This window comes from Capnocytophaga gingivalis ATCC 33624, from assembly GCF_000174755.1.
In the GTDB taxonomy this organism is placed as follows: Bacteria; Bacteroidota; Bacteroidia; order Flavobacteriales; family Flavobacteriaceae; genus Capnocytophaga; species Capnocytophaga gingivalis.
In genome coordinates this window covers 49,043-73,869 of the sequence record NZ_ACLQ01000002.1, presented here as the reverse complement: position 1 = coordinate 73,869, position 24,827 = coordinate 49,043, and the positions used below count along the sequence as shown (strand labels likewise).

Here is a 24,827-nt window from a genome sequence, read left to right as displayed (position 1 = left end):
TGATTTCTAATTCTACAAGCTCGCGCCAGTGTGGGCATCGTTCTCCGTAGAGGCGCATTTCATTGCGTTTTATTGTAGAGATACAATGCATTGTGTCTTGACTGGATCGTTTCTTACAGTTAATACCAGCATCTCACTGTTCCCTATTCCTAATTAAATCTTTATCGTCAGTTTATCATATGCCAAATATACATTTTTAGGGAGTTCCTTCTGTACTTTGGCATGGAAGCCCATTGTCTGGCTGATGTGAGTGAAGAATGCCTGCCTAGGGTGTACCTCTTTGACAATCTCCATGGCTTCTGCTATATTCAGATGAGTAGGATGAGGTGCCTTACGTAGGGCGTTGAGTACTAAGGTATCCACCTTATAAAGTTTTGAGAGTTCTGCCTCTTGGATATGTTTTGCATCGGTGATATAGGCTAATTTCCCTATACGATAGCCCAAGATAGGCAAGGAACCATGTTCCACCGCAATAGGAATTACCTCCTGTCCAAAGAGTGTAAAAGGAGTAGAAGCATCGACCTCAGTCACTCTCACTGAGGGAGCACCCTCATAGCGATTCTCGGTAGCAAAGATATAAGCAAAGCGTATTCTCAGTTGCTCTATCACTCGGGGCAACCCATAGATGGGCATATCCCCTTGCTTGAGCACAAAAGGGCGTATATCATCCAGTCCTGCCGTATGGTCTGCATGTTCATGGGTAAAGAGAATAGCCTCTAAGTGCTGTACCTTATGGGAAAGCATCTGTTGGCGAAAATCTGGAGAACAGTCTATAGCCACATTAACTCCTCCCCATGAAAGTAGGACGGAAGTACGTAAGCGCTTATCTCGCTTATCGCGGCTATGTGCCACAGGGGTATTCATACCTATTACAGGTACCCCCTGTGAGGTACCTGTACCTAAAAAGGTGAGTTTCATTATATATTTTTTGGTCTTTTGCCTTTTCTCTATTGGCAAATACAATACTTGCGCAAAGGTACAATTTTTTCCTCTAATATCTTTTGAAACTACCAAAAAATATGTACCTTTGCACCTTAAAAACACTATCTGATGAAAATTGTAATTGGAAATGATCATGCAGGTACTGAGTATAAGAATTTGATTCTTCAGTACTTATTATCAAAAGATTACCAAGTAACCAATGTAGGAGCAGATACTTCCCAAAGTGTAGATTATCCTGATTTTGCACACCCTGTAGGTGAAATGATTGACAAAGGAGAAGCCGACTGGGGAATTGTCATTTGTGGTAGCGGTAATGGGGTCGCCATGACAGTCAACAAGCACCCTAAAGTACGATGCGCCTTATGCTGGAACAAGGAAATAGCTGCCTTGGCTCGAGCACATAACAATGCTAATGTCTTAGCCATCCCTGCCCGATTTACAGCCGCTGAACAAGCCTTGGAAATGGTCAAGACTTTCTTGGAAACGCCTTTCGAAGAGGGCAGACACCAGCGCCGTGTAGAGAAAATTCAACTATGCTAACATAAAAAATCTCCCATGATTAATAAAATAAAAGAACATATAGCTCGTGTAGAGGCTTTTGCTACAGAAAAAAAAGAAGAATTAGAACAATTCCGTATAGAATACTTTGGTAAAAAAGGATTGCTCAATGACTTTTTTGCGCAGTTCAAGGAAGTACCCAAAGAAGAAAAAAAGGATTTCGGACAAATAATCAACGAACTCAAAAGCAAAGCTGAGGCAAAGATTAATGAACTTAAAGAAAAACTCAGTGGACAGAATGTGACTACCCAAAGTCTCAATGACCTTACACGTCCGGCTTTCCCTATCGAAATAGGAAGCCGTCATCCTGTCTCCCTGATCAAGAATAGAATCATTGAGGTATTTGCTAATATTGGTTTCAACATAGCCGAAGGTCCTGAGATAGAGGATGATTGGCACAACTTCACTGCACTGAACTTACCCGAATATCATCCTGCCAGAGACATGCAGGATACTTTCTTTATCCAGACTCGTCCAGATATTCTGCTACATACACATACCAGTTCTGTGGAGGTTCGCTACATGGAGCAGCACCAACCGCCTATTCGTATTATTGCTCCTGGCAGGGTGTATCGCAATGAGGACATCTCGGCACGCTCTCACTGTCTCTTCCACCAAATAGAAGGGCTATATATTGATACCAATGTCTCTTTTGCTGACCTTAAACAAACACTTTTATACTTTACTAAAGAAATGTTTGGAAAGTCTAAAATACGTTTGCGCCCTTCCTATTTCCCTTTCACTGAGCCCAGTGCTGAATTGGACATCTATTGGGGATTGAACAATGAGATTGACTACCGCATTACCAAGGGTACAGGTTGGCTTGAGATTATGGGTTGTGGAATGACTGACCCCAATGTATTGACCAACTGTAAAATAGACCCTCAAAAATACTCCGGCTTTGCCTTTGGCATCGGATTGGAAAGGGTAGCGATGCTTCTGTATCAGATAGGAGATATCCGCGCTTTCTATGAAAATGATGTACGCTTCTTAGAACAATTCAGAAGCTCTATTTAAGATTCTTAACCCCTTTCTTGACTTAGACTCATGTTCAGACATCAAGGAAAAAAGCGTTCTGCCAAGAACAATCTACAAATAGCTGTTGTTCTCTCTTTTGTAGCTGGCATGGTCAATGTTGTTGGCTTCCTCTTCTTGGGGCGGCTTACTACCAATGTCACTGGACACTTCGCTTTTTTCATTCATGATATGTCCATCGCTGAGTTCTGGAAGGGGACTATTTACCTTTTTTACATAGTATGCTTCCTCTTAGGTTCCTTCTCTTCTGGCTGGCTTATTGAGGAAGCCAACTATCACAAGCGGCAGAATAAGTACTTCCGCCCTACCATTTTGGAGTGTATTGTATTGGGCTTAGTCATTCTCCTCAATAGGATTTCTTTGGATTTTCCCCATGAAGCTACTACTTTTATGCTCCTCTATGCTATGGGATTGCAGAACTCCTTTGTGACCAAGATTTCCAATGCTACTGTACGCACCACACACCTCACTGGTCTTTTTACAGACTTAGGCATTGAACTCTCTCAACTATTTTATCTCAAGAGAAATAACTATCAAGAACAAGAAAAGAAAATCAAAAATAGCATTCGCTTACGCCTATCTATCGTCTTGTTTTTCTTTTTAGGAGGCTTTTTTGCAGGATTTGCCTTCGTAGAACTCGGACTAAAGCTCAAAACACTTTTCTTCGCTATAGGAATCCTACTCTCTGGCCTTTACTATGACGACTTACGCTTTAGATACCTCACCAAAAAAAGAAAACATAGGGGGCATCGACATCATTCTAAACAGACTATACCTCACACCCGATAAGTGCAACTGTCATTTTGTCACTATTTTAAGTTTGGCAATACTTTTGATAGGGGTAGCTAAATAGTAATTAATAGTAATACAAAAATTATAAACCTATGAATACAGGACATAACCATCATCAAGGAGATTTCCATACAGATGATATACAGGACGCTGAATTTCAAGATGCTGAAATTATTGATGAAATACATGAGCAGGAAGCTCCAAAGTCTCATCATCAAGCCACTGCACAGGATTCTCTTGATGTAGAGATAGAAGATGAAACAAAAGATGAACTCCCTGAGATTATTATCAAAAAAAATCCTGAGCAGAAGTCTGAAGAAAAACAAACTGAGAAATCCAATAACAATCAGTCAAATAACTCTTCTGAAGCTGATGAGGCTATCTCTATATTAGAGGCTGAACTACATAAAGAAAAAGATAAATTCACTCGTCTGTTTGCCGAATTTGAAAATTACAAAAGAAGAACTGCCAAGGAAAGGCTTGAATTGCTCACCTCAGCAGGACAAGATGTCATACTTTCTATGCTCCCAGTCCTTGATGACTTTGATCGTGCTCTTGTGGAAATATCCAAATCTGAAGATGAAAACCTCCTTCGTGGAGTGGAACTTATCCATAGCAAATTCCTTAATACACTAAGATCTAAAGGATTAGAACAGATCCAGGTTGACACTGGCGATCTTTTTGATAGTGATATTCATGAGGCTATTACTCAGACCACTGCTCCTACAGAAGACCTTCGTGGAAAAGTATTAGATGTAGTAGAAAAAGGATACAAGTTGGGTGACAAAATTATTCGTTATCCAAAGGTTGTTGTAGGACAATAAGTTCTTGTTCTTAGTATTAAAAATGAAAAAAGATTATTACGAAATATTAGGTGTTAGCAAAAATGCTACTGCCGCTGAAATAAAAAAAGCTTATCGAAAAAAAGCCTTAGAATACCACCCTGATAAAAATCCTGGTGACAAAGAGGCTGAAGAAAAATTCAAAGAGGCAGCTCAGGCCTATGAGATTCTTGGTGACGAACAAAAGCGTGCTCAGTATGATCAGTATGGTCATGCTGCCTTCGAAGGGGGTGCTGGTGGTGGATATAGTACCATGGAGGATATATTCCGTAACTTCGGGGATATATTTGGTGGGCACTTTAGCGGATTCTCTGGTTTCGGAGGATTCGGAGGAGGTAATTCTCATTCCTATCGTGTAAAGGGAGGGGATTTGCGTATCCGTGTAAAGCTCAACTTAGCCGATATTGCTACAGGTACTGAGAAAAAAGTAAAAGTACAACGAAAAATAAAAGCAGAAGGTGCCACTTATAAGAGTTGTGCCACCTGTCATGGTCATGGTAGTATCGTCCGTGAGGTCAATACTATGCTCGGTCGTATGCAAACCTCTTCTCCTTGTCCTACTTGTGGAGGAAGTGGTGAGATTATTGACAAAAGACCTGATGGGGCTGACTCTCAAGGCCTCAAGAGCATAGAAGAGACTGTATCAATCAAGATTCCTGCCGGAGTCATGGAAGGGATGCAGCTAAAAGTCTCTGGAAAAGGAAATGAAGCTCCTGGAAGCAACAGTATTCCAGGGGATCTCTTGGTACTTATCGAAGAGATTGAGCATGAGACTCTCAAGCGTGAAGGGGAAAATCTTCACTTGGATCTCTATATAAGTATGCCTGAAGCTGTTCTGGGTACTTCCAAAGATATAGAAACAGCCACTGGAAAGGTTCGTATCAAGCTCGAAGAAGGAATCCAATCTGGAAAAATCCTTCGCCTAAAGAACAAAGGATTGCCCAATATCAATGGGTATGGCACTGGGGATCTCTTAGTACATGTCAATGTATGGACTCCTAAGACCTTGACCAAAGAACAAAAGAACTTTTTCCAGAAAATGTTAGAAGATGAGAATTTTACCCCCAATCCGGACAAATCGGAAAAAACTTTCTTTGAGAAGGTAAAGGATATGTTCTCTTGAATGATTCATTGGTTGTTCTCTAAGCTATCATGAAAAATAATTCTAATTATATATATCATGAGAAAAATCACTCTAATACTTACATTGTTTATGGTGTATAGTACATTTGCACAACAGCCGCTTACTCCTGAAAAGTTATGGGAGCTGCATAGGGTTAGTGGCATCGGAATGACAGCCGACAAGAACCATGTACTCATAGGGGTTACCACTCCTAATGTCAAAAATAATTCCTTTGACAAAGAGTATTACAAGCTCGCTATCAAAGATGGGAAAACGGTATCCATCACTAAGGAACAGTTGGAACTGCTTACAGAAAAACTTAATAACAATAAGTCTCTTAAGCTCATCCACAAGGAGGTAAAACTCACTCCTGTTCTTGCCAAGGATTTCTATAAGGATTTGGACAAATCTTCTGGAAAAATCTATCAAGGACTTGATCATCGCCACTGGGATAAGTGGAATGAAGGCTCTTATAATCATGTATTTATAGAAAATATTGCCTCTGGAGCTCTTACCGATATTATGCAGGGACTTCCCTACTATTGTCCTCAAGAACCTCATGGAGGAGAAGAGGATTATATATGGAGCCCTGATGGCAAAAAGGTACTCTATGTAACCAAAGCCAAGGTAGGTACTCAGTATGTAGTAAGCACCAATACCGATATTTATCAGTATGACATCGCTACCAAAACTACAACCAACCTCACCGAGGGTATGATGGGGTATGATACCAATCCTTCTTTTAGCAAAGAAGGGGTATTGGCTTGGTTAAGCATGAAGGAAGATGGCAATGAAGCGGATAAGAACGACTTATACATCCTTCACAATGGTCAGAAGATTAATCTTACTGCCACTTGGGACAATACAGTTTTTAGCTACCTATGGAGTGATGATGGCAAGAAAATTTATTTTATCGCCGCTACCAATGGTACTCAACAACTCTTTGAGATAGAGCCTTTTGCCAAAAACCCTACTGTAAAACAGCTTACCAAAGGAATTTTTGACATCAACAATATCATAGGGCAATCTGGAGACCTTTTAGTGGTGACTCGTAATGATATGAACAGAGCTCCTGAGATCTATACTGTGAACCTCAAAGGAAGAAAAGCTCCCTTAGAAGTAAAACAGCTCTCTCATATCAACGACTATTTGTATAAGAATATAGCTAAGTGTCCTGTAAAGGAACGCACTATCAAAACTACTGATGGCAAGGATATGCTCGCTTGGGTGATCTATCCTCCTGATTTCAATCCTAAGAAGAAGTATCCTACCCTTCTCTATTGTCAGGGAGGACCTCAATCGGCGCTCACTCAGTTCTATAGCTTCCGCTGGAACCTCCAGCTGATGGCCTCCCAAGGCTATATCGTCATCGCTCCTAACCGTCGTGGTATGCCAGGACATGGGGTAGAATGGAATGCTCAGATCAGTGGAGATTGGGGAGGACAGGTCATGAAGGATTACCTCGCTGCTATTGATGATATTGCCAAAGAACCTTATGTAGATAGTAACCGATTAGGAGCTGTGGGAGCTAGTTATGGCGGCTATTCAGTATATAACTTAGCTGGTATCCATAATAAGCGTTTTAAGACTTTTATCGCTCACTGTGGAGTATTCAATACCCAAAGTATGTTCGGTACTACTGAAGAGACTTTCTTCAACAATCATGAGTTTGCTGGCCCTTATTGGGAAAAAAACAATGCTCTGGCTCAGAAAGCTTATACCGAATTCAACCCCATTGAGAAGGTAGCCGCTTGGGATACACCTATCCTTATCATTCATGGTGGAAAAGACTACCGTGTGCCTGAGGAACAAGGATTCCAAGCCTTCACTGCAGCTCAGCTCAGGGGAATCAAGAGCAAATTGCTCTACTTCCCTGATGAAAATCACTGGGTATTACAACCTCAGAACGCCTTACTATGGCAAAGAACCTTCTTTGATTGGCTAAAGGAAACCCTACAATAAGCTGATTATTTTGGATAAAGAAGAAGCCAAAATTCCTGAGGAATTTTGGCTTCTTGTTTTCTAACTTTTTTAAATTAATATTGTTCCAAAAGATACTTGATAAGGTCTGTAGTGGTAAGCATGCCCACCAAGTTGCCGTTATCGGTAACGGGAAGTGCATGGAAAGTTTGCTCAGCAAGAATCTCAGCGGCTTCCTTGATAGTTGTATCAGGAGAGATAGCCAAAGGTACTTTAGCCATCACCTGTGGAATGGTGAACATATCATACACCACACTATCCACATGCTTTTCATCATCAGAGAGATCAGCAAAACTGATGCGAAGCAAGTCTGTAAGACTTAGTACACCAATGAGTTTGTGACCCTCTACCACGGGAATATGGCGAATGTGGTGTTTTTTGAATAAGGCCTCTGCTTCATACAATGTCTGAGTAGGGCTTAGAGTAACTATGTCTTTGGACATAATCTGGGAAACGGGAACTCTTTGTTTCATATCCTTAAAAATTATATAGATTACTGCTTATTTTCCCTACAAAGTTACTGAAAAAAAATCAAAAAACCTACACTTTTTCTGTTTTTTTCTATTTTTTTTACCTCTTTTTCCCGTTCATCTCTGTTCATTGTTCTCTGACTGCTACTCACTGCTTTCTCCTGACTTGCGTATCCTCCAGCATAGGTACAAAGCCAAAGGTGCCATATTCCTCTTTGCTGAACTCTGTGGGAGAGAGTCGTACAAAAACCGTCATGATCTGTGCACCCCGACCTATAGGAATCACAAGCCTCCCTCCTACTTTGAGTTGTGCTAACAACTCCTTGGGCACCTCTGGTGCACCTGCTGTTACCAAAATACGATCATAAGGGGCTTGTTCTGCATATCCCTTATATCCATCTCCGAAAATCATCTTTCGGGGCATATAGCCCATTTTATCAAGTAATAACTTTGTTTTTTTGAAGAGTTCCTGTTGGCGCTCTATGGTGTAAAGCTCTACATTGAGTGCTACCAATACCGCTGACTGATAGCCGCTCCCAGTGCCTATCTCTAGTACTTTTTGCCCAGCACTCACCTGTAATAATTCTGTCTGGAAAGCAACTGTATGAGGTCGAGAAATCGTCTGTCCTGCTCCTATAGGAAAAGCAATATCTTGATAGGCTTTTTCTTCAAAAATACTATCTAAGAACAAATGACGTGGAATCATTCTTATCGCCTGTAATACCTTTTCATCAGAAATAGGATATTCTTTGCGCTCAGTAAGCTGTCGAGCCAAAAGATTGCGCATCCCCTGATGCCTTACTGTATCTTTCATTTGTTTTATTTTTCCTCTATCTATCTCTTTGTGCGGCGTCTTACTTCCTCTGGAGAGAGGACAAGACTATCATTATTAAACAATTCATAATTATTAGTATAGATTTCCCTATAATTTCCCATTGTATCATATACTCTATGACGAATATAATCTTTTTCTCTGCGATCATTGTGATAATACTTCTCTTGGATGAGCTTATCCCCCTTATAGAAAAATGCTGTACCCACTCGTGTATGAGCGGCTATATCGGGACAAGAAAAATTTCCTTCACAGATTTTTTCTTTTATATTTCCTTCTAGATCATACCTGATAAATAAGGACTCACATCTGACAGTATCCCGATCATAGATAAGGCTGTCTTTTTTAGGAAAATAAATAGTTTCTGTACTCAACTTTCCTTGTCTGATAAAGTAGGTTCGCAGGGCGTGCTTTTCTATATAATTAGAATTTTTACGTGGCTTTTCTCCTTTGTAGTATCCTATATAATCTTTTGTTATAAGCTGTTCTTCAGGATAATGATAAATTCGTAAGCGGGTTACCACTGCAGTATCTTTTCCTCGGATAATAAGACTATCCTTAGGAAGGATCTGCTCTCGTGGATTTGTACTTTTATACAAACTCTTTTCATAATCATTGTAGATAGAATCCATGTACTGTATGGTTCTGAGGTAGATTTGCTCTCCCTTAAAAAGAAATTCAAAATGTTCTCCATGCTGTATGAGTACAGAGCTAAGAGTATCTTTTATATAAGGCTCTCTTTCAAAAATAAGACGAGAGGCTATATCATCCATCTTTTTCAAAGTAAAAAATCCTTTTTCATCTGTAAAAGTATACTGCTGACTCTCCAATTCTGTAACTTTTACTCCTGCCAAAGGCTTTTTAGTAGCAGCATCACATACATATCCTGTATAATGAGTCCTATTCAGAAGGCAACTTTGAGCTATTATAAGAATAACTAAAAATACTAAAGACCTCATAATCAATAACAAATGATGAATCATAAATAACAAATAACGAATAACAAATAATTTTAGTAAAAAGACGTGTGTTTTAAAAAAATCACACGTCTTTCCTCAATGATTAATAAGCACATTAATCATTAATCATTGAACCTTACAATCATTGCTCATTATTATTTTTCTTTTTAAAGAGACCATCCAAAAGGTTATTTACAGCTTTCTTGGTTTGCTCCTTAGGAGTAGTCTTAGTGGTATCTGTAGCTGAGGTTTTTCCTCCTATGAGCTTACCTAAAGCATCTGTAGCCTTATTTACAGCTTCACCTCCTACTTTTTCAGTGATTTTGTTAGTCACCTCTTTACCTACTTTGTCCATCACCTTATCCGTAAGCTGGTTTGCTTGCGCTTTGGCTACCTGTAGCGCAAGGTTATTGACAACTTGTTTCATATCGGTCGATACCTGAGGTTTGGTAAAGTTACCCCCCATATTCACATTGACAGGAATATCCCCTAACTTCTGTTGTTCGGTTACTGTAAGCTTAGCCAATAGGGCTGAAGCATCCTGACCAAGCATTTTAGCAGGGACATTGAAAGTAAGTTTGTAATCCATGGTTTGGTCAAACCCATGTGTTCCTGCTACATTGATAGTACTACCATTCCACTTGATAGCAAAAGGTTTTACCACCACACGGCCATTTTCAAAGGTTACATTAGCCTTGAGATCCTTAAGGTTTAGCTTGGAAAGATTCAACTGATTGAACTGAGCATCCAAAGCTGAAACTAAGGGAGAAGCCTCTTTTAGATGGCTATCCAATAGGGCTGCAGAAAGACTTCCTGAGATAGAATTGATATCAGGGGTAAGTTCTGGAGTGAGCTTTCCCTTTACATTAATCTTAGAACTAAAAAAACCTTCTACTACTTTGGCAATAGGCATAATTTTCTTAAGCATTTCTATCTGAGAGAAAGACTCCATAACGTTAAGTTTGTTCATGTCCAAATCCACAGAAAAAGTGGAGGTATCCCCTTTGGTAGATACACTTCCTGTAACAGCGGTTTTTCCACCAAAGATATCGGTTTGCAGGTTCTGTAGGCTTACTTTTTCATCCTTGATAATAAGTTTTCCTGATACATTAGTCAAATTGAGCTTATCATAAAGTACACTCTTGGCTTTGGCATCGAGACTACAATCTAGAAAAGCAGGAATTTTGATAGAAGCATTTGTCTTGGAAGTAGGTTTAGTTTCTGTAGGCTTTTCTTCTTGCTTATCTTGCTTAGGAGTTTCCGCAGGTGTATCGGTTTGCATGAAATCACCTACATCTATATGATTGGAAGCGAGGGTGAAATTCCCTTTGAGCACCTCATTACGAAGTGTAAACCCATAGAAATTTTCTAAAGTCCCCTTAATATTGAAATCAGTCTTACCTGTCTTAGCATCCAGTTCTGTAAGTTCTATCTTAGCATTATTGAAAGAAATTCCCGCCTTATTGATATGGAAAGGCTGCAAGAAGCCGGCTCCTGAATAGACAAATTTCTCCAAAGAAGCGTGTCCTGAGTTTTGAATACGTTCGTAAGCCTTCTTTTCTACTGAAGCCATATCGAAAGCTGTAGAGATGTCCGCCTTGAGAATACCTTTCAGATCCAAATCCATCTTCACAGGATAAGCTTTTTGGATATTCTCCAAATTGATCACTCCTTTCAGATCCGCATTCACCAACATATTTTTAGTAAGATTTCTGAGCAAGGCCTTTACAGAAAAAGCATCTTGGTCTATAGTGAAGGCAAAACGATTGATATTCACATAAGTATCCTCCAATTTTTCTGTTTCATTTCCTATTTTTACATCTATATCAATATTTTTGACAGACTTAGGTAAGGAAGGATACTTGAACGACGCATTATTCGAGAGCATACGAATATCCAGCTTAGGAATAGTGGTAGGAGTATACTTACCATCTACCTTACCATTGATAGTAAATTCACCAGTGGTCTGTACTCCTTCTATACTCTTGGTATAGGCAGCAGGGATCAGATCCAAGAAATTCTTGAAGGTTGTCTTAGGTGTTTTAAAAGATAGATTGTAGAGTTGTCCATCTTCCAAAAGCTGTACAAATCCGTCAAAATTAAGTTCCAAAGCGTTCAATTTCAATGTATTGTCCTTGAGCGTATACTTTTGTTGGTTTAGGTCGATTCCTAAGACAGCATCTAGGGTAACTACATTGTTGCGTAGAAAAGCTGTTCCATCAGAAGCAAAAGAAACCTTAGTAGCTGTAGTTGTCTCTAAATCAAGTACTTGATTAGCGAAATTTCCTTTTCCTTTATGATAAAGACTATCAAGGATAACACTCATTTTAGAAGTATCATCCCTGAATGTAAAGCGTAGATTCTCTATGCTATACTCCTTGAGATCAAGAGAGAAATTATTGGGTTCTTCGTCAGTAGTATCAGAAGTACTTTTGGCAATATCAAAGTTACCTTTCCCCTCCTCATTCATGTGTACATTCACTACAGCATTTGATAGAGAGAATCCTAAGAGCTTGTAGGGATCCTTATCTCCTTTGAAAAGGATATCCTTAAGGTTCACCTTTGCTGAGAAATTCCCCACATAAGCCAAAGTGTCTCCAGCAAAAGGAGCATTGTTAATGACCTTTAGGCCCTCGAGTTCTACTGTTGCATTGGGAAAGTTCTTGAAGACACTCAGAGAAAAGTCAGTAAAACTAATCTGAGCATTCACACTTTCATTTACTTTCTCCATGATTTTCTCCTTTATAGTATTCTTAAAGAGAAAGGGTATGCAAACAAGTAATAGTATCAATACTAAAACAATGATACCAAAAATTTTAAAAAACTTCTTCATGTTTTTTAGGTATTAGGTGTTAGGCATTAGGAGGCTAAGAGCAGTGAATAGCTTCCCTTTTCATTTTTTATTTTGAGGTTCTCCATTTTTATTGAGGAGCTTGTACTCTTCATAACATTGGGTAAGAGCATCCAAGAATTGTAAGTCGTTAGAATTCTTGATAAAATCTTTTGAATAATTGCAATGACGAAGCAATTCTTCAAGTTTGTCCTTGGATATACCTAAAATTTCGGCCAGAGCTTCTCGGTCATATTTTCCATTGAGCATACTACGGATTTCATCACTCTGCTTCATCTTTTTGAGTTTGCGTAAATCCTTAGCCCTACTACTAAAAGCCTTATAAAGCAGTCCTGCGGGATTTAGTACAGAGGTAACGACCTCTTCCGTTTTATTCTTATCCCGTGTTCTGGGCTCATATCCTAAGTCTAATCCAGAGATACTATACTGTCTATTGGTATTGACAGGCATATACTTTGCATCAATATCCAAATAACCTGTCAGGCGATAAGGAGAGATTACTACCTCTTCCAAGGCATAGGCCAGTTCGGTCATTCCTATACGCGTTCCAGGGAAACGAATCATATCCTGAGTTACTCTTATTTTGATAGACTTGAAGCCAAGATAAGAAAAGTGTAAAGTATCATTCACGGCTACCCGTATTGAGAAATCTCCCTTAATATTGGTAACTGTTCCCTTTACTTGATTGATATTGAGCACATTCACATTATCTAAAGGTAAGTTTGTCTTGGTATTGAACACACTTCCTCGCATAAGAGTCTCTTCCTGTGCGTACCCCAAGAATGAACAGATACATAAAAAAATTAGAAGAATATTTCTCATAAAATATTTATTTTCAATACTTTAAAAATATTATTAGAAAGATTTAAAATCTGCCGTAAAAATAGAAAAAATATAGGAAAGACACAATCTTTTGATAATTTTATTTTTGGGTATACCTACAATTTTTGTTCCCCCATTAATACCCTACTTTCTTATTCTTTATAAAGTAGCTATAAGCTATTGATTTTATTGAGTAATACTGTTTTAGCATAGGATTTTTCCGCTTGTGATAAAAATAAAAAAAGTACTTATAGAAAGCAAAATGCGCCCTAAGAATAGCCCAAGTATAGCTTGGTTTTCCCTGAAAGAAAAAACGTATCCCCGCAATGCCATCCAAAACCATTCTCAAGAAAATCGTGGAGAACCAAGCCCCTTTAGGCAAGTTTTTCAAGAGCATAAAAAGGCTATTGCGAAAATTAAGGAACACCTTTTGTGTACTTCCTTGCTCAAGTGTTGCTCCTCCTAAGTGATATATCTGAGACAAGGGAGTATAATACACCTTATACCCCTCATTTTGTGCACGCCAACAGAGATCTATCTCCTCCTGATGGGCAAAAAAATCCTCATCAAAACCACCAAGATGCTCAAAAACGGACGCTTTAATAAAAAAACATGCCCCAGAAGCCCAAAAAATAGGCGTTTGTTCCTCATATTGTCCTATATCCTCCTCTATTGTATCAAAGACACGCCCTCTGCAATAGGGAAAACCGTATTTGTCTATATACCCTCCAGCAGCTCCTGCATATTCGAAATAGTTTTTCTGTTTATAAGACTTTATCTTGGGCTGTAATATACTGACTTGAGGCTCATGAGCAAAGATATGCATAGGAGCTTCGAGCCAATGAGGGGTGACCTCGACATCGGAGTTGATCAGGCAATACACATCGGCAGGGATATGCTTTAATCCTTCGTTGTATCCCTTGGCATACCCATAGTTTTCAGCATTTTGGACAATCTTTATCTGAGGATAGTGCTCTTGTAAGAACAAAACACTTCCATCGGTAGAGGCATTGTCTATCACATAAAGCCCTACCCCTGAGGAATAGCGTACCACAGAGGGAAGAAACTGCTCTAATAGATGCTTTCCATTCCAATTAAGTATAACTATAACCATAATCAATGATTAATACCATAATAGTCAAAAGCCTCCTCTATGAGAGAGGAAGGAACCTCTATATCCCACTTAGGTTTTCCGATCTCCTCCAACAATACAAAATATATACGTCCGTAAGCATTCTTTTTATCATACTTGAGTAGCTGTTGTATGGCTTCTCTCTCTTGTGAGGTGAAGTTCTCTTGAGGGAAATATTCTAAAAGAGTTGTTTTGATTTCCTCCACCTTATCCCAAGGGAACTGTAGCACCTTATGAGAGATATAAGCGGCCAAGATCATTCCTATAGCGACAGCCTCTCCATGTAATAAGCGCTTTTCTCGGTGAGATAGTGCATAGGACTCAATAGCATGCCCCAGAGTATGGCCAAAGTTGAGTATCTTGCGCAATCCTTGTTCCTTAGGATCCTCAGATACCACTTGATACTTAATCACTACCGATTGATAAATAATTTCTTCCAAATCATCGGTAGTCAAAGTCGAGAGATGTCTCATCTTTTCCCAATAAGGAGGAGATTGTATGAGTCCATGCTTAAACATCTCGGACAAACCGCTACGAAATTCCTCTTTGGGTAAGGTATTAAGATAATTGACATCAATAAGAAGAAGCTTAGGGTTCTCTATCACGCCTATTTGGTTTTTGAGGGTTCCTAAATCGACCCCTGTCTTCCCTCCAATAGAAGCATCCACCATCGCCAAGAGAGAAGTAGGAATATTGATAAAATCAATTCCTCGCTTGAAAGTAGATGCCACGAATCCTCCCATATCAGTAACCACCCCTCCACCTACATTGATCAGCAAGCTCTTTCTATCCGCCTCTAAATCAGAGAGGGTCTGCCAAAGAGAAAGACAGGTATCCAAGGTTTTGTACTCCTCTCCAGCCTCTACTTCTATGATTTCCACTTCAAAAGGGAATTTCTGTAAGAAAGTATATACACAACACTCATGGGTATGTGTATCGGAAAGAACAAATATCTTTGAATATTTCTTTTCTTTTATATAGTCTGCTAAGTATTTATAGCCCTCTTCTGCGAAGTAGATGGTATAGGCTCCTGTATCTATCTGATTGTATTTCATAACTCTTTATTTAAACTAAAATCTTCTGAAAGGCCTCACGTTTTCCATCACGTACCTGAATGATACCACAGTAAGTATAGCCTTCTTTTTCAAAAATATGTTTCATGACCTGATTATCAAAGTTAGTATCCACTCGTACAGAACGTATTCCATGAATAATAGCTATTTTTTCAGCTTCTCGTATCATAAAAGATCCCAATCCCTTACCTCGTCCCTTCTTCCCTACTACCATTCTGTGCCCTACTATATAGGGCTCCTGGTTAAGCCAAGCTCCCTCTATCTTTTGATAGGTAGGCTCTCCATCCCTAGTGATGGCTACATAAGCGATAACCTCACCTGCCTCTTCCACTACATAAGCATAGTGATGAACTATATCTTGCTCAATAGTTTCCTTAAAGGGATAACCATCCTGCCACTGGTGGGTTCCTCTTTGTCGCATGGTTTCTTTGGCATAGAGAAAGAGTGGCCATATAGCCTCTAAATCTTCTATTTTCGCCTGTCGAAAAAAGAATTGTTTCATAATATATTTTCAAATGTAAATTAATTAGCTATAAAATCACTTTACATAAAAGAGTAAAATTCCATTTTATGATTAGAGGTTTTCTGAAAAATTCTTGTTTTTGAGGGATAAATTGCAATCCGCCCTATTATTTTCATTAATCATTGACTACCTCTCTATTGCTAAGGTAGTTACGCCATTTTTCTATACATTGTTGCATATCCTGAGGTATTTCGCTATCAAAGCGGAGCATCTGCCCTGTGGAGGGTTTCTCCACCCCTAAGGTTTTGGCATGAAGCGCTTGACGAGGGAGAATCTTAAAACAGTTTTCGACAAACTGCTTATACTTAGCTGAAGTTGTTCCCTTGAGTATCTTATCCCCACCATAGCGCTCGTCATTGAAAAGCGGGTGTCCTATATAGGTAAAATGGGCTCGAATCTGGTGTGTGCGCCCTGTTTCCAAGCGACAAGAAACTATGGTTACATAGCCAAAACGCTCCAAGACCTTGTAATGAGTGATGGCCTCCTTACCTTCACTTCCATCAGGGAAAACGGTCATCTGGAGGCGATTCTTAGGATGCCTTCCGATATGCCCTATGATAGTTCCCTCGTCCTGAGCGAGGTTGCCCCACACCAAAGCTACATACTCCCTCTCACTGGTTTTGTTGAAAAACTGCTTAGCCAAGTGATTCATAGCCTCTTCCGTTTTAGCCACAACCAATAAGCCACTGGTATCTTTGTCGATTCTATGTACCAAGCCAGGTCGGTCGGAACTGTTCATAGGCAGGTGCTGAAAATGGTAAATTAGTCCATTGATGAGAGTTCCTTGATAATTGCCATGCCCTGGATGTACTACCAAACCGGCAGGCTTATTGATGATGATTAGTTCCTCATCCTCATAGACAATATCCAAGGGAATAGGCTCAGGTACCAAGAGATATTCGTGAGGAGGATGGGCAAACATAACCTTGACTTCATCATTGGCCTTGACCCTGTGGTTAGCCTTCACGGCTACTCCATTGACAAATATATTGCCGTCCTTAGCCGCCTGTTGTACCTTATTTCGAGAGGCATTCTCCACGAAGTTCATCAGGAACTTATCTACTCGTAGTGGTTCTTGTCCCTTTCCTGCCTTAAAACTATAGTGTTCGTACAGCTCATCGTCTGTAATCAAATCGTCGTCTGCCATCTATTTAGTTTTGAGTTTTGAATTATTTATGTGTAAATTACCCCTATGCATAGTATTTTTGCAAACTATCGCTAATTGACGATAATCATTTTTCGCCAGCGTTTTCTTGTATTTATATAGTTTTCCAATTCTTTTTTGGCATTTTTTTCTAATGCATGCGCTTCATATTCCTGCATCACCTCCTTTTGATATCTTGTTTTGAGTTTTACAGAGGGTTCTTGGTATGTAAATCTATGCTTTCCCTCTGAAATCACAATAGTATCGCACTTAAACGTTCCTTCTTTAGTATTGTTTTCCAACAGGAATTGAAAGAAAGCATCTTTGCGCTTACCTTTTAGGTTTCCTTCGAAGAAAGTCATAAAGAAAATACGACCTTTCCCCTTTTTTCGTTCTCCGAAAAAGAGACTTATCTGTGTATTTTTATCTTTCGTAGGGATACTTTGCAGCATTTTATCATATATGGATTCTAATAAGGCTACCTTTAAACTATCCCTTACCATAGGATTTTTGGCAATGGCCTCAAAATCCTTAGTACAGAAAGCATATACAAAATCAGTAAGCACATTTTCCCTATATGCCCACTGTTTTTCGCCCTCTACATAAAGCTTATAAGTCTGTTGTGCAAAAGTTACAGAGGTAAAGGCCAAGAAAAGAAATAAGAATAGCTTCTTCATAGTAATATATGCAAAAAACACCAATTGCATTGTGAACAAATGTAATTGGTGTAAAACAAAAAAGTAATTTCTTTTTAGCTCAAAGCATTGATCTTTGCTACAATAGCATTGACTTCTTCTTCGAAATTCTTAAGCAGTTGTTTGTAGAAAGCCCCTTTGTTTTCACTTGGATTATTAATTTGTCCGAGATACTTATCATAAGCGGCGTAGATTTCCTCTACCACAGCTTGAGAAGCCTCATTTTTTTTATCAGTTACCAATTCCCAAATGATAAGAGTATCTACTAACTCTCCTAAGACAGAAGCAATATTCTTTTTTAAACGTCTTACGCTTGCCATAAAATTTATTTTTACAAATGATTAAATTTATTTTTCAAATAGGACATCTTTCATAGAAAAGACACCTTTTTTCCCCTGTATCCACTCTGCTGCTAAAACAGCCCCTAAGGCAAAACCATCACGGCTGTGAGCGGTATGTTTGATCTCAATGGTATCCACTTGACTACTATAAGTAACTATATGAGTACCAGGAGTATTCTCTATACGCTTGGCAGTAATAGGGATCTTATCTTCAGAGGTTTCCCCCAACTGCCAACCAACTTTGTCGGTCTGTTCAATAATATCCTGTGCTAAGGTAATGGCGGTACCACTGGGAGCATCCAGTTTTTGAGTGTGATGTATTTCTTCAATAGCAATGGCGTACTGAGGATACTTCTGCATGAGCTTTGCTAAGACCTTATTAATCTCAAAGAAAACATTGACCCCTATACTAAAGTTGGAAGCATAGAGAAAGGCTGTATCATGTGCCCTGCATAAGGCTTCCGCCTTTGGGTAATTCTCAAGCCAACCCGTAGTACCAGCTATGGTTGGTATACCAGCGGAAAGCGCCTTGCTAATATTGGCAAAAGCACTCTGAGGGGTACTAAACTCAATGGCCACTTGAGCTACTGAGAGATCATACTCCCCTGGAGCATCCACCCTGAGAACAATCTCATGACCACGCTCAAGGGCAATACGCTCAATGGTTTTACCCATTTTCCCATAACCTAATAGTGCTATTTTCATTCTCCTTGTGGTATTATTTTAATACAGCGCAAAAGTAAAGAAAAAATCAGTATACAGCAAATTTTCTTATCAACAATTCAGAATTTTTTCTTGATATTTCTCCAGCGGTAAGCCCGTATCCACTTTCCCTCCTCTGGAGTTACTAAAAAATCTTGTTTTCCCTTCTTAGCCTTGAAGTATCCCTTTATATAATCCCAAAACAAGCGGAAACTTTGCTTTTTGTAAGCGAGTTTAGCACTTGCCAAAAAAGAGAGAATCATCCCATATCGCAAGCGGTAGAACATCCCTCCCTGCATATACTGAGCTTGAGAGTTGTAACGGCTTGCGGTAAGGCGCAGATGTTTTACCTGCAAAGTATTGTCCACTAAGACCTCCCAGCCATAGTACTGAGCCAATAGCTCATCCACTGTATCCCACCCCATGGCTTGTCTAAGCCCAGAGATATCCTCAAAACATTCTCGACGATAGCTCTTTAGTGCTCCTCGGAGGTGATTTTTATCAGTAAGTTCTTCTCTTAGCCATTTCCCCTGTTTTTCTATACTACAGACTCCACCACACATCCCTAACTTAGGGTGTTGTATATAATATTGGTGTAGCTTCTGGAGGTAATCTGGAGGAAAGATCAGATCAGCATCGAACTTACAAATGACCTCTACCTGTTCCAGCAGAGGGAGCCCCGCATAGAAAGCCTGAACGATCTTTGCCCCTGGCAAACGATAAGCAGAGGAACTCCTATAGAGCTGTTTCACCTGTGGATACTTGGCACAATAAGCGGCCAACACCTCGGCTGTATTGTCCGAGGAATTGTCATCCACAACAATAATCTGATGAGCAGGATAGTGCTGATTGAGGAGCGAGTCCAAGGTCAGCGCCAAGATATCCCCTTCGTTGTGAGCAGGAATGACAATACCAAATCGCATTTGTTGTCTTTCTTTCAAATCTTCTTAAGGTAATAAAGTAAAATTGGGATGCTTGATAAGTTCCTCTTTTTGCTGCTGAAAATGTTCCTTGCTAATGGCACGGGTACAATGCTCATGTAAAAACACCCTATAGCCCAGATCAAGCGCATCCACCATAGAATAATAGACACAATAGTCCGCAGCCAAGCCTACAAAATGGAGTTCCTCAATAGACAATCCCTTGAGATACCCATCCAGTCCTGTACTCTTTAACTTTTGGTTATCAAAGAAAGCACTATAGCTATCTATATTAGGGTCTGTTCCCTTACGGAATATAGTATTGATGGATTGGGTATGCAGTTCTGGAAAGAACTCTGCTCCTTTGCTTTCCTGCACACAATGAGGAGGCCAGAGCGTCTGTAGGAAGTCCCCTTGAGGGATGGATTCAAAAGCCTTTTTCCCCTCATGTAAGGTAAAAAAGCTAAAGTGATTTTCTGGATGCCAGTCCTGAGTAGCAATCACATGATCAAACTGCGAAATAAGATGATTGACAGGATCTACAATAGCCCTGCCATCAGGAACAGGAAGCTCTCCTGTGATAAAGTCATTTTGAATATCAACAAGTATAAGCACTCTATTCATATATAATAGATTTTATTTAATTTCAAATACAAAAGGAAATTCCATTTACAATTCTATTAGAAGAAAAATCAGAGAGATAGTCCCTTAGTGTACTCTTATAAAGAAGTTCGGGAGCTGTGGCTAATTTCCTTGCCATGATATAAGGGAGGTAATACAACTTTAAAGAGTGAATTAAGGGGCGAATTGTCATTCGCCCCCTACAGAAAATATTAACGAGTTTCTTTGTATTTTTTCAAGAATCTTTCGATAGGATTTACGCAAGAATCGACTCCTTCTTCAAAGGATTTGAATTGTTTTTTAACCACAAAGCTATCTCCGGGTACATTTATTTTAATTTCCACTATTTTATTTTCTTTGGCAGTGGTATTGTCTAACTTCAAGTAGACTTCAGCGTCAATCACCTTATCATAGAAAAGGTCTAATTTGTCCATTTTTTTTGAATAAAATCGACCAATTTTTGATCCACTGTAAAACCGACATTGTGTAAATTTACTTTCATAATCTAAAAATTTTAAATTAATACTCTTTATTAGTCATCCTCGGATGCGCATTTTTATATTGGTTTTTGAGCTCTGCGATACTACTATGTGTATAGACCTGAGTAGCAGCGAGCCCTGCGTGCCCCAATAATTCCTTGACAGCATTGAGGTCAGCCCCATTGTCTAAAAGGTGTGTAGCGAAAGAATGCCTCAGTACATGAGGGCTTTTCTTTAGCTTTGTTGTGGCAGTGCTAAAGTACGAATTTATTATATTATACACAAGTTTTGGGTACATTTTTTTTCCTTTATCCGTCAAAAATAGAAATACCTCATTGGTTTCTACCCCTTTACGTAAGGTTAAATATTTCTCAAGAGTCTCCACCACTGTATGAATCAGAGGGATTATTCGCTCTTTGTTGCGCTTACCCAATACCTTTACTGTTTTCTGAGAAAAATCTATATCGCTTATTTTCAAATCGATAAGCTCTGCTCTACGCATTCCTGTTGCATAAAAGAGTTCTATAATCGTCTTATTACGCATTTGGGTATAAGAATCTTCAACAATGGGTTGAGAGAGAACCGAGTCTATCTCCCTGGAAGAGAAAGGAATAGATATTTTTTTAGGTGCTTTCAGAGGGATATGAGGGACAAAAGGAGAGGCTTTGATAGCCAATGTACGCACTAAAAAAGCGTAATAAGCCTTGAGCGAGGCTAATTTTCTATTGATAGATCTATTGGTAATTCCTCTCTCTACTAAGTGGATAATCCATGAACGAATAAGAGAATAGTTCACTTGGGGAAGGAGCATTGTAGGCTCTACCTCAGTGAGATAAGCAGCAAACTCTTGCACATCGGCAAGATAAGCTGTCACCGTGTGAGAGGAGTATTTTTTCTCCAAAGAGAGATAATTCTCAAAAGCCTCTATCATTTTTTTATTTTAGAATAGAAAACCTCCATTGCGAATAGTACTTCCCAATATAAGCAAAGTTACCGCAATAAGTGTTACACATAAGATATGAACCGCCATTTCAGGAAGTTTTTTGATTTGTCCCTTCGCCAACTTAGGCAATACCCTTGTCTGAGCACTGATAGCAAAACAAATAGAGGTAAGAAGACCAATAATCTTGAGCGACACGACCGTTTCTATCCCTGTGGCAAAAGAGAACCACGAAGGCAGTGGCGCATTCAAGTCATAAGCCATCCAAATACCTGTGACAACTAAAAGAAGCAGAGAAGGCATCCCTATAGGCTCATAAGTCTTCTCAAAACGAGAGATAAAATCAAAATTTTTATGCTTGAGTGCCTTAGGTAAAAAACCCAAAAGCAAGATCAAATGACCACCTACCCAGATAGTTGCACTGATAAGATGGATAATTAGTAAGATATGATGTCTATCCATAGTATCTTATATTATTATTTCTTCTCTATAGAAGAGCAAAAGTACAAAATAATTTAGGATAAATGAAACTTTTACTTAAAAAAATCTTTTATTTAGTAGGTCAAATATTTATATCTTTTTTGTATATTTGTCCCTTAATAAGGAAACCTTCAGATCTATGAATAAATATTTATCTTTTCTACTCCTAATTATCCACACTTGGACAAGTACTGCCAATATGGCAAAGACTTCTATAGATGGGACATTTCATTCCTCCCTCATTCTCACCAATGATTGTACAGTCTCTTATGAAAAAATTACCGCTCAAATTCTTAAAAATCCTCACAAAGAAGTTCTTTATAAATACATCATTTTATTCAAGATAAAATATAAGATTAACGCCCCTGCTAACGAGGCTATGCCTCTGGTATTTATGGCTTCCAATTATCTACAAGACCATAAAATTTTTGTCAATGGAGAAGAACTCACTTCCATTCCTATAGATGAAAAACAAAACTATCCTTTCCTGAGGAAGGAGGTTATTACAGACACACTACAGCAGAGCAATTCCTCTGTAGAATTCCACACTTATACCAACTACTATATCACCTATGATAGTAAGGAGAAAAAAAAAGTGGAGCTTTCTGACCTTATTCATTTTATAGCTCCTCTTAAAAAAGGTGAGAATACCATAGAGGTCAGTTATACTGCCTTTCCTGAGGTACTACGAGATGATTTTCTACCTCTGTATGACCTTGAATATAGCACCTACCCATCTAAGTTTTGGAAAACTTTTCCTGAAATAGAAGTTGAAATCCATTTCCCCAAGGAATTAGAATTCGAGCAATCCTCTATGGAAAAAGAGGAATATAGAGTAAGTGACCAACTTTTTCAAGGAAAGATCAAGGATATTACCTATGGTAACCACTATTGGCGATTTTCTCCTAAACCTTCTTGGTTTGGTCGTATCGTCCTTACAATAAACCCTTTAGGATTCGGGGCTATTCTCTTTTTAGTTGCCGCAGGACTGCACATTTATACTATCAGAAAAAAAAGCAAATGGGGCTTATGGTTAGGTGTATTCTTAGCACCCCTGTTTTTCTATGTAGGATTTTTTGCTGCAATCCCTTTTATTGAATGGGTTTTAGGCCGTTCAAGCAATCAGGGATATGTTTTTCTTATAGCTTTCACTTATCCTATTTTTCTTATATTCTATGGGATATTCACTTTTATTTACTACCATCTAAAGAAATCCAAGGGATTTTAGTAATTTTGCCCATAAAAATAAACCTATGAAATTTTTTTATTTTTCCCATTTCTATTACTCTTAGTCGCTTGTCCCAAAAAACAAGCACCCCCCCAATTATCAGAGGAGACAGTGCCTCCCCCTGTAGAAGATACTCTCCATCCTCTGTGTAAAATTCCTAAAAATATTGCCTCTTATATAAAAGCCAACCAAGATACTTTTACTCCTATTGACATAGAAAAACGGTTTTCTAAAGAATTTTGGGAATATTACCAAATTCATCAAGGTAAAGGGTGTCCTATTATTTGTTATGGAGATTTCAATGCTGATGGTCAGCAAGATGCCGCTCTTATGGTTGATTACAAGGGAGTAGGAGACAGAACATACCCTGACAACACCCCCTTTTTAGCAATCTTCCACAGCTATGAGACCAAGGTAGAAGATCCTGTTATCATCTATCAGTTAGATAGTTATAAAGAGCATAATCACTCTGTCATCTATGAGCAACCAGAAGGAATTGAATGCTATATAGAAAAAGGCAAGAGAAATGGAAAAGATATTATCAATCTGATACTACCTGAGAAGTCAGGATTTCTAATATACTGGAATGAAGACACTTACCGATACCGATATGTAAATGTCTTAGATGAAATAGAAAACCCTTTTCCAAAAACCACTCTTACTCCAGAGATAGAGAAGAATTTGTATCAACTCCTAAAATGTGGCCATTTCTCGTGGAGAGAAGGATATTATCAAATTCCTGATTATGGTTGTTGGAGTCAAATTCAGCAATTAGGGATGGCAAATGTTATCCTAATTCCACGGACATCTGCCTTTGACACCCATCTTGCTTGGGAGAAAGATCATCAGAAAGAAGGATATATCGAGGCTTTAGAGAATAGAATTGAGTCCCTATCTCTTGAAGAAATCAAAAAGCACTTTTGTGCTGTTGTTTTTCTGACTAACCCCTACTATTTGGACTATACCCCCTACTTGGATAGCTCCTACAATCCTACTTATCCTTATTATGAAGAAACTTTTCTACTAACCAATGGAAAATGGAGTAAAGAAAAGACTTATCTGATAACCAAAGATACAGATACTCAAATATACAAGCAACAAGAAAAATATATAGATAGCTTGTCTAAAAAATATCAATCTAAAATAACAAAATAGTAGCACCATAGGAGGCAAGGTAGATGAGAGCCTCTCCACTATTGATGCCTTCAAATTCGCTGCTGCTTATGATTCATGACTCAAAGAGCAAGTAGAGAAAAAACCATAGGGAGGAATGCACGTATCTCTGGCGAAATGATCCTAAACTCAGTACAATTTTCTTTTTATTTAGTAGGTCAAATATTTAT

The 24,827-nt window shown here is 38.8% G+C and carries 25 protein-coding genes and 1 pseudogene; 8 read left to right on the top strand and 18 right to left on the bottom strand.

The features are described 5' to 3' along the window. Positions 1–153: 153 nt before the first annotated feature. Positions 154–918 (bottom strand): MBL fold metallo-hydrolase, encoded by a 765-nt coding sequence (locus tag CAPGI0001_RS00725; protein WP_002665553.1) that lies wholly within the window; start codon positions 916–918, stop codon positions 154–156. 132 nt (positions 919–1,050) lie between these two features. On the opposite strand from CAPGI0001_RS00725, the gene rpiB reads away from it, so the two are divergent. The 6 genes from rpiB to CAPGI0001_RS00695 all read left to right on the top strand — a co-directional run bounded on the left by rpiB (position 1,051) and on the right by CAPGI0001_RS00695 (position 7,254). Beyond that, entirely contained in the window at positions 1,051–1,482 is a 432-nt protein-coding gene (gene rpiB, locus CAPGI0001_RS00720) for a ribose 5-phosphate isomerase B (protein ID WP_002665550.1), read from the top strand. A 15-nt stretch (positions 1,483–1,497) separates the two neighbouring features. Further along, positions 1,498–2,517 carry a phenylalanine--tRNA ligase subunit alpha gene (gene pheS, locus CAPGI0001_RS00715; RefSeq protein ID WP_002665525.1) on the top strand — a complete coding sequence of 340 codons (1,020 nt, stop codon included), beginning with the start codon at positions 1,498–1,500 and terminating at the stop codon, positions 2,515–2,517. 30 nt (positions 2,518–2,547) lie between these two features. Beyond that, on the top strand, positions 2,548–3,324 hold the full coding sequence (locus CAPGI0001_RS00710; RefSeq protein ID WP_002665507.1) for a YoaK family protein: 777 nt from the start codon (positions 2,548–2,550) through the stop codon (positions 3,322–3,324). A gap of 95 nt (positions 3,325–3,419) precedes the next feature. Continuing rightward, positions 3,420–4,151: a nucleotide exchange factor GrpE gene (locus CAPGI0001_RS00705; protein WP_002665577.1), complete on the top strand. Its 732-nt coding sequence runs from the start codon at positions 3,420–3,422 to the stop codon at positions 4,149–4,151. Positions 4,152–4,173: 22 nt separating this feature from the next. Then, positions 4,174–5,292, top strand: a complete 1,119-nt coding sequence (dnaJ, locus tag CAPGI0001_RS00700) for a molecular chaperone DnaJ (protein WP_040359208.1) — start codon at positions 4,174–4,176, stop codon at positions 5,290–5,292. Positions 5,293–5,349: 57 nt separating this feature from the next. Further along, positions 5,350–7,254 carry a S9 family peptidase gene (locus CAPGI0001_RS00695; protein WP_040359207.1) on the top strand — a complete coding sequence of 635 codons (1,905 nt, stop codon included), beginning with the start codon at positions 5,350–5,352 and terminating at the stop codon, positions 7,252–7,254. A gap of 74 nt (positions 7,255–7,328) precedes the next feature. Here CAPGI0001_RS00695 and CAPGI0001_RS00690 read toward each other — a convergent pair whose 3' ends face one another. From CAPGI0001_RS00690 to CAPGI0001_RS00610, 17 genes and pseudogenes are all read right to left on the bottom strand, one after another. Then, positions 7,329–7,745, bottom strand: a complete 417-nt coding sequence (locus CAPGI0001_RS00690; RefSeq protein ID WP_002665557.1) for a CBS domain-containing protein — start codon at positions 7,743–7,745, stop codon at positions 7,329–7,331. Between the two features lie 145 nt (positions 7,746–7,890). Further along, positions 7,891–8,556 carry a protein-L-isoaspartate(D-aspartate) O-methyltransferase gene (locus tag CAPGI0001_RS00685; RefSeq protein WP_002665527.1) on the bottom strand — a complete coding sequence of 222 codons (666 nt, stop codon included), beginning with the start codon at positions 8,554–8,556 and terminating at the stop codon, positions 7,891–7,893. A gap of 20 nt (positions 8,557–8,576) precedes the next feature. Beyond that, positions 8,577–9,533 carry a peptidase associated/transthyretin-like domain-containing protein gene (locus CAPGI0001_RS00680; RefSeq protein WP_040359202.1) on the bottom strand — a complete coding sequence of 319 codons (957 nt, stop codon included), beginning with the start codon at positions 9,531–9,533 and terminating at the stop codon, positions 8,577–8,579. Between the two features lie 142 nt (positions 9,534–9,675). Continuing rightward, entirely contained in the window at positions 9,676–12,366 is a 2,691-nt protein-coding gene (locus tag CAPGI0001_RS00675) for an AsmA family protein (RefSeq protein ID WP_002665559.1), read from the bottom strand. Positions 12,367–12,426: 60 nt separating this feature from the next. Further along, on the bottom strand, positions 12,427–13,206 hold the full coding sequence (locus tag CAPGI0001_RS00670; RefSeq protein ID WP_002665603.1) for a carboxypeptidase-like regulatory domain-containing protein: 780 nt from the start codon (positions 13,204–13,206) through the stop codon (positions 12,427–12,429). 136 nt (positions 13,207–13,342) lie between these two features. Next, positions 13,343–14,320 (bottom strand): glycosyltransferase family 2 protein, encoded by a 978-nt coding sequence (locus CAPGI0001_RS00665; RefSeq protein ID WP_002665496.1) that lies wholly within the window; start codon positions 14,318–14,320, stop codon positions 13,343–13,345. 2 nt (positions 14,321–14,322) lie between these two features. Continuing rightward, the gene (gene aroB / locus CAPGI0001_RS00660) at positions 14,323–15,393 is read right to left on the bottom strand and encodes a 3-dehydroquinate synthase (RefSeq protein ID WP_002665538.1); all 1,071 of its coding nucleotides are present in this window, start codon (positions 15,391–15,393) and stop codon (positions 14,323–14,325) included. Positions 15,394–15,403: 10 nt separating this feature from the next. Beyond that, positions 15,404–15,913 (bottom strand): GNAT family N-acetyltransferase, encoded by a 510-nt coding sequence (locus tag CAPGI0001_RS00655; protein ID WP_002665605.1) that lies wholly within the window; start codon positions 15,911–15,913, stop codon positions 15,404–15,406. 136 nt (positions 15,914–16,049) lie between these two features. Continuing rightward, on the bottom strand, positions 16,050–17,081 hold the full coding sequence (locus tag CAPGI0001_RS00650; protein ID WP_002665594.1) for an RluA family pseudouridine synthase: 1,032 nt from the start codon (positions 17,079–17,081) through the stop codon (positions 16,050–16,052). 71 nt (positions 17,082–17,152) lie between these two features. Continuing rightward, complete coding sequence (locus CAPGI0001_RS00645) at positions 17,153–17,755, bottom strand: hypothetical protein (RefSeq protein ID WP_248601277.1); 603 nt, start codon at positions 17,753–17,755, stop codon at positions 17,153–17,155. Positions 17,756–17,829: 74 nt separating this feature from the next. Next, the gene (locus tag CAPGI0001_RS00640; RefSeq protein WP_002665517.1) at positions 17,830–18,093 is read right to left on the bottom strand and encodes a hypothetical protein; all 264 of its coding nucleotides are present in this window, start codon (positions 18,091–18,093) and stop codon (positions 17,830–17,832) included. A gap of 27 nt (positions 18,094–18,120) precedes the next feature. Further along, positions 18,121–18,819: a 4-hydroxy-tetrahydrodipicolinate reductase gene (dapB, locus tag CAPGI0001_RS00635; RefSeq protein ID WP_002665545.1), complete on the bottom strand. Its 699-nt coding sequence runs from the start codon at positions 18,817–18,819 to the stop codon at positions 18,121–18,123. Positions 18,820–18,896: 77 nt separating this feature from the next. Further along, positions 18,897–19,739 (bottom strand): glycosyltransferase family 2 protein, encoded by an 843-nt coding sequence (locus CAPGI0001_RS00630; protein ID WP_002665570.1) that lies wholly within the window; start codon positions 19,737–19,739, stop codon positions 18,897–18,899. A 24-nt stretch (positions 19,740–19,763) separates the two neighbouring features. After that, entirely contained in the window at positions 19,764–20,360 is a 597-nt protein-coding gene (pncA, locus tag CAPGI0001_RS00625) for a bifunctional nicotinamidase/pyrazinamidase (protein ID WP_002665589.1), read from the bottom strand. A 209-nt stretch (positions 20,361–20,569) separates the two neighbouring features. Then, positions 20,570–20,859, bottom strand: a pseudogene (locus CAPGI0001_RS00620) (HPF/RaiA family ribosome-associated protein). A 17-nt stretch (positions 20,860–20,876) separates the two neighbouring features. Then, positions 20,877–21,767 (bottom strand): tyrosine-type recombinase/integrase, encoded by an 891-nt coding sequence (locus CAPGI0001_RS00615; protein WP_002665543.1) that lies wholly within the window; start codon positions 21,765–21,767, stop codon positions 20,877–20,879. Between the two features lie 9 nt (positions 21,768–21,776). Next, positions 21,777–22,238: a hypothetical protein gene (locus tag CAPGI0001_RS00610; RefSeq protein WP_002665552.1), complete on the bottom strand. Its 462-nt coding sequence runs from the start codon at positions 22,236–22,238 to the stop codon at positions 21,777–21,779. A 157-nt stretch (positions 22,239–22,395) separates the two neighbouring features. Here CAPGI0001_RS00610 and CAPGI0001_RS00605 point away from each other — a divergent pair, with 157 nt between their 5' ends. Further along, positions 22,396–23,484, top strand: coding sequence for a hypothetical protein (locus CAPGI0001_RS00605; protein ID WP_002665488.1), 1,089 nt, complete (start codon positions 22,396–22,398; stop codon positions 23,482–23,484). Between the two features lie 111 nt (positions 23,485–23,595). Continuing rightward, positions 23,596–24,639 (top strand): hypothetical protein, encoded by a 1,044-nt coding sequence (locus tag CAPGI0001_RS00600; protein WP_002665497.1) that lies wholly within the window; start codon positions 23,596–23,598, stop codon positions 24,637–24,639. Positions 24,640–24,827: the final 188 nt, after the last annotated feature.